At 70.4% G+C, this 15,584-nt stretch carries 14 protein-coding genes; 6 read left to right on the plus strand and 8 right to left on the minus strand.

Annotated features, from left to right (window positions below; all coding sequences use genetic code 11):
* Nucleotides 1-414 (minus strand): alpha/beta fold hydrolase (locus SSMG_RS10720; protein WP_369404174.1); only part of this gene is annotated, 414 nt, incomplete at its 3' end.
* Between the two features lie 104 nt (nucleotides 415-518).
* On the opposite strand from SSMG_RS10720, the gene SSMG_RS10725 reads away from it, so the two are divergent.
* Nucleotides 519-899: an OB-fold nucleic acid binding domain-containing protein gene (locus tag SSMG_RS10725; protein WP_009075573.1), complete on the plus strand. Its 381-nt coding sequence runs from the start codon at nucleotides 519-521 to the stop codon at nucleotides 897-899.
* A gap of 9 nt (nucleotides 900-908) precedes the next feature.
* Nucleotides 909-1,655, plus strand: a complete 747-nt coding sequence (locus SSMG_RS10730; protein ID WP_009075575.1) for a DUF3159 domain-containing protein — start codon at nucleotides 909-911, stop codon at nucleotides 1,653-1,655.
* A gap of 54 nt (nucleotides 1,656-1,709) precedes the next feature.
* Here the strand turns inward: SSMG_RS10730 and SSMG_RS10735 are convergent, their stop codons facing one another.
* Both SSMG_RS10735 and SSMG_RS10740 read right to left on the minus strand, forming a co-directional pair.
* Nucleotides 1,710-2,366, minus strand: coding sequence for a TrkA family potassium uptake protein (locus SSMG_RS10735; protein ID WP_009075577.1), 657 nt, complete (start codon nucleotides 2,364-2,366; stop codon nucleotides 1,710-1,712).
* Nucleotides 2,366-3,031 (minus strand): TrkA family potassium uptake protein, encoded by a 666-nt coding sequence (locus SSMG_RS10740; protein WP_009075579.1) that lies wholly within the window; start codon nucleotides 3,029-3,031, stop codon nucleotides 2,366-2,368. Before SSMG_RS10740 ends, SSMG_RS10735 begins: the two co-directional genes overlap by 1 nt.
* 150 nt (nucleotides 3,032-3,181) lie before the next feature.
* Between SSMG_RS10740 and SSMG_RS10745 the strand changes: the two genes are divergently transcribed.
* The gene (locus SSMG_RS10745) at nucleotides 3,182-5,230 is read left to right on the plus strand and encodes an APC family permease (RefSeq protein WP_009075581.1); all 2,049 of its coding nucleotides are present in this window, start codon (nucleotides 3,182-3,184) and stop codon (nucleotides 5,228-5,230) included.
* Nucleotides 5,227-6,417, plus strand: coding sequence for a class I SAM-dependent RNA methyltransferase (locus tag SSMG_RS10750; RefSeq protein ID WP_009075584.1), 1,191 nt, complete (start codon nucleotides 5,227-5,229; stop codon nucleotides 6,415-6,417). Before SSMG_RS10745 ends, SSMG_RS10750 begins: the two co-directional genes overlap by 4 nt.
* A 2-nt stretch (nucleotides 6,418-6,419) precedes the next feature.
* On the opposite strand, the gene SSMG_RS10755 is transcribed toward SSMG_RS10750, so the two are convergent.
* From SSMG_RS10755 to SSMG_RS10770, 4 genes are all read right to left on the minus strand, one after another.
* Nucleotides 6,420-6,839, minus strand: coding sequence for a hypothetical protein (locus tag SSMG_RS10755; protein ID WP_009075586.1), 420 nt, complete (start codon nucleotides 6,837-6,839; stop codon nucleotides 6,420-6,422).
* A 390-nt stretch (nucleotides 6,840-7,229) separates the two neighbouring features.
* The gene (locus SSMG_RS10760; RefSeq protein WP_009075588.1) at nucleotides 7,230-8,783 is read right to left on the minus strand and encodes a GMC family oxidoreductase; all 1,554 of its coding nucleotides are present in this window, start codon (nucleotides 8,781-8,783) and stop codon (nucleotides 7,230-7,232) included.
* Nucleotides 8,780-10,306 (minus strand): APC family permease, encoded by a 1,527-nt coding sequence (locus SSMG_RS10765; RefSeq protein WP_037713274.1) that lies wholly within the window; start codon nucleotides 10,304-10,306, stop codon nucleotides 8,780-8,782. Before SSMG_RS10765 ends, SSMG_RS10760 begins: the two co-directional genes overlap by 4 nt.
* 31 nt (nucleotides 10,307-10,337) lie before the next feature.
* Nucleotides 10,338-11,807, minus strand: coding sequence for an aldehyde dehydrogenase family protein (locus tag SSMG_RS10770; protein ID WP_009075592.1), 1,470 nt, complete (start codon nucleotides 11,805-11,807; stop codon nucleotides 10,338-10,340).
* Nucleotides 11,808-12,015: 208 nt separating this feature from the next.
* On the opposite strand from SSMG_RS10770, the gene dxs reads away from it, so the two are divergent.
* Nucleotides 12,016-13,932, plus strand: coding sequence for a 1-deoxy-D-xylulose-5-phosphate synthase (gene dxs / locus SSMG_RS10775; RefSeq protein ID WP_009075594.1), 1,917 nt, complete (start codon nucleotides 12,016-12,018; stop codon nucleotides 13,930-13,932).
* 397 nt (nucleotides 13,933-14,329) lie between these two features.
* Here the strand turns inward: dxs and SSMG_RS10780 are convergent, their stop codons facing one another.
* Entirely contained in the window at nucleotides 14,330-14,956 is a 627-nt protein-coding gene (locus SSMG_RS10780) for a hypothetical protein (protein WP_037713277.1), read from the minus strand.
* Between the two features lie 251 nt (nucleotides 14,957-15,207).
* Between SSMG_RS10780 and SSMG_RS46075 the strand changes: the two genes are divergently transcribed.
* Nucleotides 15,208-15,432 carry a cupin domain-containing protein gene (locus tag SSMG_RS46075; protein WP_009075598.1) on the plus strand — a complete coding sequence of 75 codons (225 nt, stop codon included), beginning with the start codon at nucleotides 15,208-15,210 and terminating at the stop codon, nucleotides 15,430-15,432.
* Nucleotides 15,433-15,584: the final 152 nt, after the last annotated feature.

The raw sequence follows: 15,584 nt of genomic DNA on the forward strand, positions 1-15,584 counted from the left end.
CCCCGGACTCCCCGCCGCCGCGGCAGCCAACGCCCCCTCGACCCCCGCATCGGCCACCAGATCCGCCGTGACAGTCGCAGCCATCGCCGCGGGTGCTGATCCGGATTCCCCGTTCCAGGCCGGGAGCGCCGCCAGCAGCCCCCCGCAACGCCCCGGATTCGCCACCGCCCATTCCGCCGCGAGATGCGCCCCGAACGAAATCCCGCCCACCAGCACAGTCCCGTACCGGTCAGCGAGACGGTCCAGTTCGGCCAAAAACGCGTCCGCGAGACCTTCCCCGGGAACCGGCGCGGGCGTGATCAGCGGCACCCCCAGCGCCGCGAGCGGCCCGGCGAACACCGAGCGCACGAAGACGTCGTCAGAGCCCGTACCGGGCAGTAGGACGGCGGCCGGGACACGGATTGCGGACGTCACGTTGCGATCTTGCCCCAAACCCGTTTCCCTGGCTGGGACCGCAGCTACGCTGGAACACGCACGGGCCGAACGAAGTCGGGGGCCCCGGAGCACAGGAGCACACCATGTCCGCCAAGGACGGCGGCTACTTCAGCCGGTTGGTTCGCAAGCTGACCAGCGACGTCGAGGACCTCGACGCCGACGAGATGTCCGAGAGGTCGGGTGCCGAAGGCGCGCAGCGCGCCTGTGACTGCCGGTCCGGCGAAGAGGTGACGGTGCTCGGCAGGCTGCGCAGCGTCGAGCTGTCGCCGACCGACGGGCCCGCCTCGCTGCAGGCGGAGCTGTTCGACGGCACGCAGGGCGTGACGCTAATCTGGCTGGGCAGGCGCCGGATTCCCGGCATCGAGCCCGGCCGCACCGTCAAGGTTCGCGGCCGGATGGCCGAACGGGACGGGCAGAAGGTGCTCTACAACCCGTATTACGAACTCCAGAGCCCGGTAGGGTGATCAACTCTCGTGACTGAACCCGCTGCTCCCCGCGACGAGAAGGACGCGCCCGGAAACGGCGACGAGCCCGAGCGGCAGCCGACGCTGATGGAGCAGATGGGCGGGGTTTCCGGCCTGTTCTATTCCTCGGTGCCGGTCATCGTCTTCGTCCTCCTGAACGCGATCTTCGGGCTCACCGCCGCGATCTGGGGCTCGATCGGCAGCGCGGTGGCGATCACCGTCCTGCGGGTCGTGCGCAAGGAGCCGCTGCAGCCGGCGATCTCGGGGTTCTTCGGCGTCGCGATCGCGGCCTTCATCGCGTTCCGCACCGGGTCCGCGAAGGGATTCTTCCTCTTCGGCATCTGGGCGAGCCTCGCCTACTGCGCCGTGTTCGTGATCTCGGTGCTGGTGCGCTGGCCGCTGGCGGGCGTCGTGTGGAACGCGCTCAACGGCAACGGCACCGCCTGGCGCAAGGACAAGCCGTCGCGCTACGGCTACGACGTCGCGACGCTCGCGATGGCCGTCATCTTCGCGGCCCGGTTCGTCGTGCAGCGCTGGCTCTACGACGGCAACCAGACCGGCTGGCTCGCGTTCGCCAAGATCGCGATGGGCTACCCGCTGTACGCGATCGGGCTGCTGGTGGTCGTCTGGGCGGTGCGCCGCTCCGACAAGCGGCTGAAGGCGCTCGCCGAGGAAGAACCGGAACCGGAAACCGACGCGCAGGTCGAGGCGCGGCTGCGGAAGAAGTACGCGCAGGCGCCGACTCCCGAGGCCTGATCCGACGCACGAAAAAGGGGCGGGACCCATCGCGGTCCCGCCCCTTTTCGCGTCTCAGTAGCCGAGCGCCGTCCGGATCTCCGGTTCGACGTCCGAGGTCGCGACGAACAGCAGCTCGTCGCCCGCCTCCAGCGGGTCCTCCGGCTGCGGCACGATCACCCGGTCGCCGCGCAGGATGGTCACCAGCGCCGCGTCGCGCGGCAGCGCCAGTTCGCTCACCGGCTTGCCCGCGAGCGGCGTCTCCTCCGGCAGGGTGAGTTCCACCAGGTTCGCCTGCCCCTGCCGGAACGTCATGAGCCGCACCAGATCGCCGACGCTCACCGCCTCCTCGACCATCGCGGCGAGCATCCGCGGGGTCGACACGGCCACGTCGACGCCCCACGCGTCGGTGAACAGCCATTCGTTGGCCGGGTTGTTCACCCGCGCCACCACGCGCCGCACGGCGAACTCCGTCTTCGCCAGCAGCGACACCACGAGGTTCGCCTTGTCGTCGCCGCTCGCCGCGATCACGACGTCGCAGCGCTCGATGCCGGACTCCTCGAGGATCGACACCTCGCACGCGTCGCCGAGGACCCAGTCCGCCTGCGGAACGGATTCCGGCTCGAACTGGTCGGCGTCGCGCTCGATCAGCATCACCTGGTGGTTGCCGTCGATGAGCTCGGCGGCGATGGACTGCCCGACGGCTCCCGCGCCCGCGATCGCGACCCGCATCAGTTCTCCTCCTCGGGGGCCCGAGCGGCCAGGCTCGTCACGTCTCCGACGGTGCCCGAACGCGCCGCCACCCACACGTCGTCGTCGGCCTGCACGACGGTTTTCGCGTCCGGCAGCACCGCGGTGCCGAACCGCATCATGAACGCCACCCGCGCGCCGGTGGTCTCCTGCAGCTCGTGCACGCTGCGGCCGACCCAGCCCTCGTGCAGCGGCAGCTGCAGCAGCGCGACGTTACCGGACGGGTCGCGCCACGCGGAGGCGACGCCGTCGGGCAGCAGGGTGCGCAGGAACCGGTCGGTCGTCCACGGCACGGTCGCGACGGTCGGGATGCCCAGCCGTTCGTACACCGCGGCCCGCTTGTGGTCGTAGATCCGCGCGACCACGTGCTCGACGCCGAAGTTCTCGCGCGCGACCCGCGCGGAGATGATGTTGGAATTGTCGCCGCTCGACACGGCCGCGAAAGCGCCCGCGCGCTCGATCCCGGCCTCGACGAGCACCCGGCGGTCGAAACCCGCCCCGACGACCTGCTGGCCGTGGAAGTCGCTGCCCAGCCTGCGGAACGCCTGCTGGTTCTTGTCGATGACGGCCACGTCGTGGCCCAGCCGCTCCAGCGCCGCGGCCAGAGACGCGCCGACGCGGCCGCATCCCATGATCACCACGTGCACGCTTAGCCTCCCTCGCAGGTGCGGATGACCCGTTCGTGGGTACCCTCGGACACCAGCGCCGAACCTACCTTGCCCCCTCCCGGTCAGCTCCACCGTCCTCCCCTCCACCGCCCTCAGCGGAGGAGCTTCGCTCCGCTGTACATTCTGCAGGTGTCGAAGTTCCCGACCGTGTTGAAGCGACTGGTCCTAGGGCGCCCGTTCCGCAGCGACCGTCTCGCCCACACCCTGTTGCCCAAGCGCATCGCGCTGCCCATTTTCGCCTCGGACGCGCTGTCCAGCGTGGCCTACGCGCCGGAGGAGATCTTCCTGACGCTGAGCGTCGCGGGCCTGTCCGCGTACGCCTTCGCGCCGTGGATCGGGGTCGCGGTCGCGCTGGTCATGCTCGTCGTCGTGGCGTCGTACCGGCAGAACGTGCACGCGTACCCGAGCGGCGGCGGCGACTACGAGGTCGCGACGACCAACCTCGGCGGGAAGTTCGGCCTGACGGTGGCGAGCGCGCTGCTGGTCGACTACGTGCTGACCGTCGCGGTGTCCACTTCGTCCGGCGTCGCGAACATCGGCTCGGCGATTCCCTGGGTGGCCAACCACAAAGTGCTCGCATCGGTCGTGATCGTGGCCGTGCTGACCGCGCTGAATCTGCGCGGAGTGCGCGAATCCGGCAAAGCGTTCGCGATCCCGACCTACGGGTTCATCGCCGGCATTCTGCTGATGGTCGTCTGGGGGCTGTTCCAGACCGTCACCGGCACCGAGATGCGCGCCGAAAGCGCGGGTTTCACGCTGCACGAGGAAGGCAACTGGGCGGGCATCGCGTTCGTCTTCCTGATCCTGCGGTCGTTCTCCTCCGGCGCGGCGGCGCTGACCGGGGTCGAGGCGATCAGCAACGGCGTGCCCGCGTTCCGCAAGCCGAAGTCGAAGAACGCCGCCACCACGCTGCTGCTGATGGGCGTGCTCGCGGTGACCATGCTCGTCGGCATCATCACGCTCGCGATCGTCACGAAGGTGAACTTCGCCGAGGACCCGGCGCGGCAGCTGGCCGGCGCGCCCGCGGGCTACGAGCAGAAGACGATCGTCGCGCAGATCGCGCACGCGGTGTTCGCCGACTTCCCGCCCGCGTTCTACTACATCTCGTTCTCCACCGGCATCATCCTGCTGCTGGCCGCGAACACCGCGTTCAACGGCTTCCCGGTGCTCGGCTCGATCCTCGCCCAGGACCGCTACCTGCCCCGGCAGCTGCACACCCGCGGCGACCGGCTGGCGTTCTCCAACGGCATCCTGTTCCTCGCGATCTTCGCGCTGGTGCTGATCGTCGCGTTCGACGCCGAGGTCACCCGGCTGATCCAGCTGTACATCGTGGGCGTGTTCGTGTCCTTCACGGTGAGCCAGGCGGGCATGATCCGGCACTGGAACCGGTTGCTGGCCAAGGAAACCGACCCGGCGGCGCGGCGGCGGATGCGCCGTTCGCAGACGGTGAACGCGATCGGCCTGACCATGACCGGCACCGTGCTGGTGATCGTGCTGATCACCAAGTTCCTGCTCGGCGCGTGGATCGCGATCGCCGCGATGGTGGCGATTTTCGCGCTGATGACGGCGATCCGGAAGCACTACGACCGGGTGTCCGAGGAACTCAAGGACATGGGCGACGCGCCGACCGTGCTGCCCTCGCGCAACCACGCGATCGTGCTGGTGTCCAAGCTGCACCGGCCGACGCTGCGCGCGCTGGCCTACGCGAAGGCGATGCGCCCGGACGTGCTCGAGGCGGTCACGGTCAACGTGGACGACGCCGACACGCGGGCGCTCACCCACGAATGGGAAGCGCACAAATTCAAGGTGCCGCTGAAGGTCGTCGAATCGCCGTACCGGGAAATCACGAAGCCGGTGCTGGATTACGTGAAGCGGGTCCGCGGCGCCAACCCGCGCGACGTGGTCACCGTGTTCATTCCGGAGTACGTCGTGGGGCACTGGTGGGAGCAGGTGCTGCACAACCAGAGTGCGTTGCGGCTCAAGGGAAGGCTGCTGTTCCAGCCGGGCGTGGTCGTGGCGAGCGTACCGTGGCAGCTGGAGTCGTCGAAGAAGGCGGTCGCGCGGCTGCGCAAGGCCCGCCCGTCCGCCGGCGACGTGCGGCGCGGTTTCACGCCCACGACCCCTCGTTCCGCGGACGCTCCGAAGCCAGCCCCTGCTACTAAGGAATCATCAGAATGACCGAGAGCTGGCTAGGCCGGATCCTGGAACTGGAAGTCGGCCCAGTCGCGCACGGCGGGCACTGTGTGTCGCGTGTGGACGGACGAGTGCTGTTCGTGCGGCACGCGCTGCCCGGCGAACGCGTGCGGGCGGAAGTGACCGAGGACAAGGGCGGCTCGTTCTGCCGAGCCGACGCGATCGAGGTGCTCAGCGGGTCCGAGCACCGGGTGACGCCGCCGTGCCCGCTTGCCGCCCCCGGCGGGTGCGGAGGCTGCGACTGGCAGCACGCCGAACCGGCCTACCAGCGGGAACTGAAGGCCGCGGTGGTGGCCGAGCAGCTGCAGCGGCTCGCCGGAATCACCCGTGACGTGGTCGTGGAACCGCTCGAAGGCGGTCCGCTGGGCTGGCGCAGCCGGGTGCGGCTCGTCGCCGGACGCGACGGGCAGGCCGGGCTGCGGGCGCACCACAGCCACCGGGTCATCCCGATCGACGACTGCCCGATCGCGGTGCCCGGCTCGCTCGGCACCGCGCTGGGCAAGCGGTGGCGGCCGGGCACCGAACTGGAAGTCACCAGCGACGGCGACAACCACCTCCACCTGCGCGAACTCGCCACGGTGCGCGGGCGCACCCAGGGCAAGCAGCTGTCCGGCGGGATGGCGATCCAGCACGCGGCCGGACGGGACTGGCGGCTCGACGCGCACGGTTTCTGGCAGGTCCACCCGCGCGCGGCGGACACGCTGGCGGAACTCGTGCGGGAGTGGGCGGACGCGCCGAGCGGCGGCGTCGCGTGGGACCTGTACGCCGGCGTCGGGCTTTTCGCGTCGGTGCTCGCCGACCAGGTCGGCCCGGACGGCCAGGTGCTGGCCATCGAATCCGGCCGCCGCGCGGTGTCCGACGGCGAGCGCAATCTCGCCGACCTGCCGCAGGTGAACTGGCGTTCCGGGCGCGTGGAACACCTCATCGGCGACGCCCCGACACCGGTCGACGTCGTGGTCCTCGACCCGCCGCGCAAGGGCGCCGGGCGAGCGGTCGTCGACGCGATCGCCGCGGGGGAACCGGACCGGATCGTCTACGTGGCCTGCGACCCGGCGGCGTTGGCGCGGGACGTGCAGTTCTTCTCCGAGCACGGGTATTCGCTGACGGATCTGCGGGCGTTCGACGCGTTCCCGATGACCCATCACGTGGAGTGCGTCGCGCTGCTGCAGTGACGCTACTGCGCTCGTCGGGTTTGTGCCGCCGCGGCGAGCCCGGTCGCGGCCAAGGCCAGGCCGGAGGCCAGCAGCACCCAGGCTCCCAGCGCCGGCTGGACGTCGGCGGACGGGGCGAGCCGGTCCGCGCCGGGGAGCGTGATCACGAGGTAGCGCAGGAGGATTCCCGCTACCGCGAGGCCGGTCAGAGTGGTGAAGGCCAGCGGCTCGGCTTGGCGTCGGCGCAGGGTCAGGACGGCCAGCGCGAACGCGAGCGCCAGGGCTCCGGCGCAGGCCAGCCGGAGACCGAGAGCCAGGTCGGGTTCCGCCGTGCCGGGCGGCAGATGCAGCGGCAGGTAGTGCGCGGTCGGCAGGGCGAGCCCGACGCCGCCGCCCACCGCGGCGGTCGCTCCGGCCCACGCGAGCGCCCGATTTCCTGCCACGCAAGGAAGTCTACGTTGCGTGGCAGTGGTTTCAGCCCCGTCCGTTCTCTCTCGCCGGGCTGAGGGTCGACGGCGGATCGGGCTCGGCGTTCTGGCTCGGATTGACTGCGGTGCAACGAAATCCGCGGCGGTGCGGTGGTTGGCGGCCTCACTTTTGGTAACGATTCGGTTACTCGAGAACCTCAGCGCGTTCGCTGGCGACTGACCTGATGTGCATCGGAGAAGGTGCGCTCCGGCAGCCGCCGGAAGTCGAAGCGAGGGGTGGACATGAATTCGCGCGAAGTGCTGGCAGCGGCGCGTGCGCTGGTGCGGGGCCGTCGGCGGGCCGATTTTGAGGCCGGAGCCGGGCGGGTGGTCGTGCCCGCTGGGACACCACCACCCGCCGCGCGGTCAGGCCCGGTCTTCCTTGAGCAGGTCCGCGCACTTCTCGCCGATCGCCATCGTGGTGATGCACGGGTTCACCGTGACGAGGAACGGCATCGCCGAAGCGTCGGCCACCCGCAGGCCGTCGACGCCGCGGACGCGCAGCCGCTCGTCCAGCACCGCCTCCGGGTCGCCCTCCGCGCCCATCCGGGCCGTGCACGCCGGGTGGTACACGGTGTTGTGCGTTTTGCGCAGGTAGTCGGCGATCTCGTCGTCGGTCGTGCAGTCGCGGCCCGGCGCGAGTTCGGTGCCCGCCCATTCGTCGAGGGCCGGCTGGGCGGCGATCTCGCGGGCGAGCTTCACGCCGTAGGTCATCACGCGCATGTCGTACTCGTCGGTGAAATACCGCGGGTCGACGCGGGGCTTGTCCCGGAAGTCCCGGGTGCGCAGCCGCACGGTGCCCCGGGAACGGCTGCGCGTCACGTTCGGCGTGAGGCAGAAGCCGTTTTCCGTAGTCGGGTAGCCGTGCCGGACGGTGTTCATGTCGAAGGGCACCGAACCGTAGTGGAACATCAGGTCCGGGCGGTCCAGGCCCTCCTCGGTCATGGTGAAGATGCCGATTTCCCACCACTGCGTGGATTCGGTGACCATCGGCTGCAGGGCGTCCCACATCACCAGGCCCTCGGGGTGGTCCTCGAGGTTCGAGCCGACGCCCGGCGAGTCCACGAGCACCTCGACGCCGACCTCGCGCAGGTGCTCGGCGGGCCCGATGCCGGACAGCATCAGCAGTTTCGGCGTGTCGATCGCGCCGGAGCTGACCACGACCTCGCGGCGCGCGGTGACGGTGCTGTGGTGGATGAGGTCCGCGTCCAGCACCTCGACGCCGGTGCAGCGGCGGCCGTCGAACAGCAGCCGCTTCGCGCGGGCGCCGGTGCGGATCTCCAGGTTCGGCCGCTTGCCCATGATCGGGTGCAGATACGACACCGAAGCCGAAGACCGGGTGCCGTCCTCGCGGGCGTTGATCTGGAACCAGTTCGCGCCGTGGGTGACGGTCTTGCCGGAGTTGAACTCGGTCGTCGGGATGCCCGCCTGGGCGCACGCGGACAGCAGAGCCGCGCCCGCCGGGTCCTTCGGCGGGACCGACCGGATGGTGACCGGGCCGGAGCGGCCGTGGTGGTCGCCGGGGCCGTCGTTGGTCTCGAGCCGCTGGTACAGCGGGAAAACGTCCACTGCCGACCAGCCGGGCAGGCCCATCGAGGCCCACTCGTCGAGGTCCTCGGCCGGGGCCCAGAACGCGATGCACGAGTTGTGCGACGAGCAGCCGCCGAGCACCTTCGCGCGGGCCTGGCGCAGGTAGGAGTTGCCCGCCTCCTGCGGTTCCACCAGGTAGTCCCAGTCGTATCCGGACTCCAGCAGCCCCATCCAGCGGGTCAGCTCCAGCACCTCCGGCACGTCCGTGTCGGACGGTCCGGCCTCGAGGAGGCAGACGGTCACGCCCGGATCCTCGGACAGCCGGGCGGCCACCACCGATCCGGCCGTTCCTCCGCCGACCACCACGTAGTCGAACTCGCTTGTGCTCACCGGGAAACCTCCTCGTCGGGCACGGGGGCGGCGGCGTGGTCCGCCAGCACCCCGACCTTGTGCCGTTGCACGAACCAGTAATAGGCGAAGCCGCCGGCCGCGAAGACGCCGACGAACAGCACCGAAATCCACTTCAGATACCAGTGGAAGGGCGGGGAAGCGTTGTAGATCTCGTTGCGGGGCCAGGCCAGGTTGACCGTCATCGCGCCGCCCCACAGCACCGCGAGCACGTTCACCGGCAGCCCCCAGCGGCCGAGGGAGAACCGCCCGGCCGGGGCGTCCTCGCGCGGCCAGCGCCCGCGCAGCCGGCGGATCAGCATGGGAACCGTCACGAGGAGGTAGGACAGGTAGATCAGGATGATCGCGAGGCTGGTGACCGCCGAGAAGATCTGCGTGGAGTTGATGTTCAGCACCAGCAGCGCGATCGCGAGCACGCCGATCACGATCGCGGGGAGCACCGGGGTGCCGGTGGTCTTGTTGACCCGGGCCAGTTTCCGGCCGCCGGGCAGCGCGTTGTCCCGGGCCATCGCGAACGCGATCCGGATCGCCGCGGTGTGCACCGCGAGCACGCACACGGTGATCGCGATGAACACGACGAACAGGAACACCCGCCCGATCGCCGGGCCGAGCGCGTCGGTGAGCACGTACTGCAAGCCGACCGTGCCGAGCTCCGGCGCGTGGATGTTGCCGACCGCCATCAGCGCGAACAGGATGATCAGTCCGCCCAGCACGAAGGAGGCCACGAGGGCGCGCAGAATCGCTTTCGGCGCGTTGCGGTGCGGGTTCAGCGATTCCTCACCGAGCGAGGCCGCGGTGTCGAAGCCGTACATGACGTACGACGAGGCGATGCCGGCGATCAGGAACGCGCCGAGGTAGCCGGACGAGTGCCCGGCCTCGGTGCCGTTCGTCTCGGTCACCACCGACGGGCCGCGCACGAAATGGAAAGCGAGGAACACCACCAGCAGCACCGCGAACAGCAGTTCCACGAACACGCCCGCGCTGTTGATCCGGGCCATGAGCTTCACGCCGAAGGCGTTGACCAGCGTCGTGAACACGATCAGCACGGTGGCCAGCAGCACGCCGTTGGCCGCGTCGCTGGTGCCCGTGCCGTCGCCGATGAACTGGAAGAACGACGTGATCTGCGGCAGCGTCCGCTGGTAGGCGAGCGCGGTCGCGGAGATCGAGACGATCGAGGCCAGCAGCATCATCCAGCCGGCCATCCACGCGATGTGCGGGTTGCTGAGCTTCTTCGCCCAGTTGTAGACCGACCCGGCGACCGGGTACTGCGCGGCCAGTTCGGCGAAGCAGAGCGCCACCATCAGCTGTCCGACGAACACCGCGGGCCAGGACCACCAGTAGGCCGGGCCGCCCTCGGAGAGGCCGAGGTAGGACAGCTGGAACACCCCGGTGAGCACCGAGATGTAGCTGATGCCCGCGGCGAAGGTGTGGAAGCTGCCGAGCGTTCTCTTGAGCTGGTTGGTGTAGCCGAATTCGCCGAGTTCGCGATCGCCGGTGTCGCTCAAGGGCAAAGTTCCTTTCGGTGGGGGAGGGGGATCAGCCGGAGAACCAGTGCTGCGGGCCGGGCTTCAGGTTCTGGTGGATGTGCTTGACCTCGGTGTATTCGGCCAGTCCGGTCGGGCCGAGTTCGCGGCCGAACCCGGACTGCTTGTAGCCGCCCCATTCGGCCTGCGGCAGGTACGGGTGGTAGTCGTTGATCCACACCGTCCCGTGCCGGAGCCGGTTCGCGACGCGCTGGGCGCGGGCGGCGTCCTGGGTGAACACGCCGCCGGCCAGGCCGTAGTGCGTGTCGTTGGCGATGCGGACCGCGTCGTCCTCGTCGGTGAACGTCTCCACGGTCAGGACCGGGCCGAAGGATTCCTCGACGACCGCGGTGCTGCCCTGCTTCACGTTGTCGAGGATCGTCGGCAGGTAGTAGAAGCCGTCCTGCAGCGCCGGGTCGTCCGGACGCTTGCCGCCGGTGCGCAGGACCGCGCCCTCCTCGATCGCGGTGGCGACGTAGCGCTCCACCTTCTCGCGGTGCGCGGCGGAGATGAGCGGCCCGGTCTCGGCGTTCTCGTCGAACGGCCCGCCGAGGCGGATCCGCTCCGCGCGGCGCACCAGTTCGTCGACGAACTCGTCGTGCCATTCCCGCTGGATGATCAGCCGCGCTCCGGCCGAGCAGACCTGGCCGGAGTGCAGGAACACCGCGGTCAGCGCGTAGTCGACGGCGGTCTCGAAGTCCGCGTCGGCGAACACGACATTCGGGTTCTTGCCGCCGAGTTCGAGCGCGACCTTCTTCACCGTCGCGGCGGCGTTCGCCGCGATCACCCGTCCGGTGGCCAGCCCGCCGGTGAACGACACGAGGTCGACGTCCGGGTGTTCCGACAGCGGCGCGCCGGCCGTCGGGCCCGCGCCGAGCACGAGGTTCGCGACGCCGCCGGGCAGCCCGGCCTCGGCGAGCAGCCGCATGAACAGGATCGAGGTGTGCGGCGTCAGCTCGCTCGGCTTGAGCACGAAAGTGTTGCCCGCGGCCAGGGCCGGGGCGATCTTCCACACGGTCTGCAGCAGCGGGTAGTTCCACGGGGTGATGAGCCCGCAGACGCCGACCGGTTCGTGCACGATCCGGCTGAACGAGTCCGCGCTGCCGGTGTCCACGACCCGGCCCGCGTCGTTGCCCGCGAGCTTGCCGAAATAACGCAGGCAAGCGGCGATGTCGCTCATGTCGTAGCGGCTCTCCACCAGGCGTTTGCCGGTGTCGAGCGATTCGGCGCGGGCGAATTCCTCGGCGTCGCGGTCGAGCAGGTCGGCCGCGCGCAGCAGCAGGTTTCCGCGCTCGGCCGCCGGGGTAGCCGGCCAGGGGCCGGTGTCGAACGCCCGGCGGGCCGCGGCGATGGCGGCCTCGGTGTCCTCCGCGGTCGCTTCCGCGACCTCGGCGACCAGGCTGCCGTCCGCGGGGCACCGGATCTCGCGCCGCCCTCCCGCACGCGCGTCCACCCATTCGCCGCCGATGTACAAGTCCGCCATGGGGTCCTCTCGAGCTCGGGGTCCGTCCGGGATTATCACGGCCACGCGCGGTGACCGCGACTTGACTGACCGGGCTGGTGGTCTTCCCCGCTCGTGGAGTTGCGTTCCGGCCGAAGCTGTGATCCGGGACGCGGGCGGCCGGACCGAGGTGGCGGCCGTCCGTAGACTGGCCGGAACCGGCGGAGGAAGAAACGGACGGGGTGGAGCGGTGACCATGCTGGACTCGGTGCACGGACCGGCGGACCTGAAGCGCATGAGCGTCGAGGACCTCGGGGAGCTGGCGGCCGAGATCAGGGACTTCCTCGTGGACAAGGTCCGCCGCAGCGGCGGGCACCTCGGGCCCAACCTTGGCGTCGTCGAGCTGACGCTCGCGCTGCACCGGGTGTTCGATTCGCCGCGCGACGCGATCGTGTGGGACGTCGGGCATCAGGCGTACGTGCACAAGATCGTCACCGGGCGGCACGGCGACTTCGACAAGCTGCGCCAGCAGGGCGGGCCCACCGGGTACCCGTGCCGCAGCGAGAGCGAGCACGACCTGGTCGAGAACAGCCACGCGTCCGCCGCACTGTCCTATGTGGACGGCATGGCGAAGGCGTTCGAGCTGGCCGGCGGCCCGCGCAGGCACGCGATCGCGGTGGTCGGCGACGGCGCGCTGACCGGCGGCATGTGCTGGGAGGCGCTCAACAACATCGCCGGGCGCAAGGACCGCCCGGTCGTGATCGTGGTCAACGACAACGGCCGGTCGTACTCGCCGACCATCGGCGGGATGGCCGACCACCTGGCGTCGCTGCGCCTGCAGCCGGGCTACGAGCGGCTGCTGGACGGCGGCCGCGAACTGCTGCGCAGCACTCCCGTGGTGGGCAAGCCGATCTACGCCGCGCTGCACGCGGCCAAGGCGGGCATCAAGGACGCGCTGAGCCCGCAGGTGATGTTCTCCGACCTCGGCCTGAAGTACCTCGGCCCGGTCGACGGGCACGACCTGGTCGCGCTCGAGAAGGCGTTCCAGAGCGCGCGGGCGTTCGGCGGTTCGGTGATCGTGCACGTGGTCACCGAGAAGGGCCACGGCTACGCGCCCGCGGTGAACCACCAGGCCGACCAGATGCACCAGACCGACCCGATCGACCCGGAGACCGGACTGCCGCCGGTGAAGGGCCCCAGCTGGACCGGCGTGTTCGGCGACGAGCTGGCGAAAATCGGCGAGGAGCGCGAGGACGTCGTGGCGATCACCGCCGCGATGCTGCGCTCGACCGGTCTGGAGAAGTTCTCCGAGCGCTTCCCGGACCGCTGGTTCGACGTCGGCATCGCCGAACAGCACGCGGTGACGTCCGCGGCGGGCCTCGCGATGGGCGGCTGCCACCCGGTCGTCGCGCTGTACTCGACGTTCCTGAACCGGGCGTTCGACCAGGTGCTGATGGACGTCGCGCTGCACCGCCAGCCGGTGACGTTCGTGCTGGACCGCGCGGGCATCACCGGCCCGGACGGCCCGAGCCACCACGGCATGTGGGACCTGTCGCTGCTGGGCATGGTGCCGGGCATGCGCGTGGCCGCGCCGCGCGACCCGGGCACGCTGCGCGAGGAACTGCGCGAGGCAGTCGCGGTCCAGGACGGCCCGACCGCCCTGCGGTTTTCGAAGGGCAGCGTCGGTCCGGACGTGCCCGCGGTCGAGCGGATCGGCACGGTCGACCTGCTGCGCCGCCCCTCGGGTTCCACGGACGTGCTGCTCGTCGCGGTGGGCCCGTTCGCACAGCTGGCCCTGTCGGCCGCGGACCGCTTGGCCGACCAGGGCATCGGCGTGACGGTCGCCGACCCGCGTTGGGTGGTCCCGGTGCCTGCGGAGCTGGTCGCCCTGGCGGAACAGCACAAACTCGTGGTGACGGTCGAAGACAGCGGCCGCCACGGCGGTTTCGGCTCCGCGCTGGCGGCGGTACTGCGCGATGCCGAATGCGACGTCCCGCTGCGCGACCTCGCGGTGCCGCAGGCGTTCCACGACCACGGCACCCGCGCCGAGGTGCTAGACCGCATCGGCCTGACCGCCCAGGACGTGGCGCGCCGAATCACGGAATGGGCCTCGGGCCGGTTGGGCGCCGACGTCGAAGCGGCCGCGGGGGAGAAGCCGCGCGCCTGAGCGAGCGTTGCGGGTCCGCGGGCAAGCGCCGAGAAGGGCGGGCCCGGGGTGTCGCGCGCTGGGCGGGGAACCGGTGCGGAGTTGCGTGCTTGCGCAGGGCAAGGGCGGCCGGAAGAAGTCGTGGCGGGGGCCGCGCGCTGGGCGGGAACTGCGCGGCTGATCTTGCGTGAGCAAGGGCGGGGCCGAGAGGTCGCGGCCCGGGCGTCGCGCGGGCTGGGCCGGGAAGCCGTGTGCCTGAGCGACGGTCTCGCGTCTGAACACGTGAAGGGCAGGTTCCCGGATAAGGGACCCGCCGTTCACGGTGTCGGCGGGGTGCGGCTAGCCCTCCGCTGGGGCTTCGGCGGCGAAGGTCTCGTCGAGGTCCAGGATCTGCCGTTTTCTGTGTCGGCGGGTCCAGCTAGCCCTCAGCGGGAGCGTCGGCGGTGAAGGTCTCGTCGATGTCCGGGATCCAGTAACAGACGTCCAGCGTCTTCAGCCGGGACATGTGCCAGACCTTCCGGCTGCTTCCCAACGCCGCGGTCGTCCCGAGCACGGACAGCACAGCAGCCACGGCGGCGACCACCTGATGCGGCCCGGTGGCGGTCTGTACGAGCGCGACGACCGTCGCCACGGCGAACGCGAAGGCGATATTGCGCAGCATGACCGATTGCGCGCGCATCCGGATGATCTCCCCGCCCGCGTCTTTGTCGTGCAGTTCGATCGCGGCGACGAGCAGCGCGGGGTCGGTCTGGACGTAAGCGCGGTCGCGCGCTCGCGGAACCCGGGCGAGGAACTCCTTCCGGGCTTCCTCCGCGTCCGGGCGGGGGCGGAGCCGCTCCAGTTGCGCGGCCAGCGGATGAAAGAGATGTCCCAGCAGATAACTGGTCACCACGGCACCGGCGACCAGCAGCGCGCCCGGTGCGGAAACCAGTGCGGCTACGTGCAGCACGCCCAGCCGGTCCAGCACGTAGGCCAGCAATGCCAACTGGACCGCGCCGGGCACGGCGAAGCTGAACAGATCGAAGATGCCGACTGCGAACGTCACGGATCGCCTCCAGGACACGGGGTTTCGGATCGTCCCACAGCCAGCCGCTCGTTCGCTCGTCGCGGTGCGCGACAGCAGTGATCCGTGCCGGGCTCTTTCCGTTCTTCGCGTTCCCGGAAGAAGCAAAGGCGGCAAAACAATTCCGGGCGGAAAGAATGTCGGGAATCAGCAGGCGCGGTGCGGTCAGGGCAGGTGCCGGAATCGCCGCGACGCCAGCGAAGCCGACGTAGGGTTTTCCGCTCGCCGCATCCGTGCCCGCCGTTTACGACGGCGGGACATTGAGCGAGGCTTATGAGAAGAACTTCCCGGTTTTGGCCGGTCAGCGGGGTTCGGTGTGCCTGGTGCGCCTCGACCCCGGCGGCGTGCGCGAACCGCACTGGTGCGGCCAGGTCCGGTTCGGCGTGTGCGAGGACTTCCTGCTCGGCCACGCGGCGGACGTCCTCGGCCGGTTTGCATCACCCGAGCCCGCGCGCTGAACGCGTTGCGCCGCAACGGGGTCCGCGGGCGGATCGGCTGCGTCAGCGAACGCCTCAACGGTTTGCGGGTCGCGCTCGAGGCCAGGCTCAGCGGGGGCCTGTTCTCAGCGTCCGTGGTCCCGGACGGGCTGGCCTCGATCGCGGGCTTGCCC

This window comes from Streptomyces sp. AA4, from assembly GCF_000158875.1.
Classification (GTDB): domain Bacteria; phylum Actinomycetota; class Actinomycetes; order Mycobacteriales; family Pseudonocardiaceae; genus Amycolatopsis.

Excerpts from the sequence above, each read along its gene's own strand:
- SSMG_RS10725 (WP_009075573.1), top strand. The coding sequence starts at position 519 with ATGTCCGCCAAGGACGGCGGCTACTTCAGCCGGTTGGTTCGCAAGCTG.
- SSMG_RS10735 (WP_009075577.1), bottom strand. The coding sequence starts at position 2,366 with ATGCGGGTCGCGATCGCGGGCGCGGGAGCCGTCGGGCAGTCCATCGCC.
- SSMG_RS10750 (WP_009075584.1), top strand. The coding sequence starts at position 5,227 with ATGACCGAGAGCTGGCTAGGCCGGATCCTGGAACTGGAAGTCGGCCCA.
- SSMG_RS10770 (WP_009075592.1), bottom strand. The coding sequence starts at position 11,807 with ATGGCGGACTTGTACATCGGCGGCGAATGGGTGGACGCGCGTGCGGGA.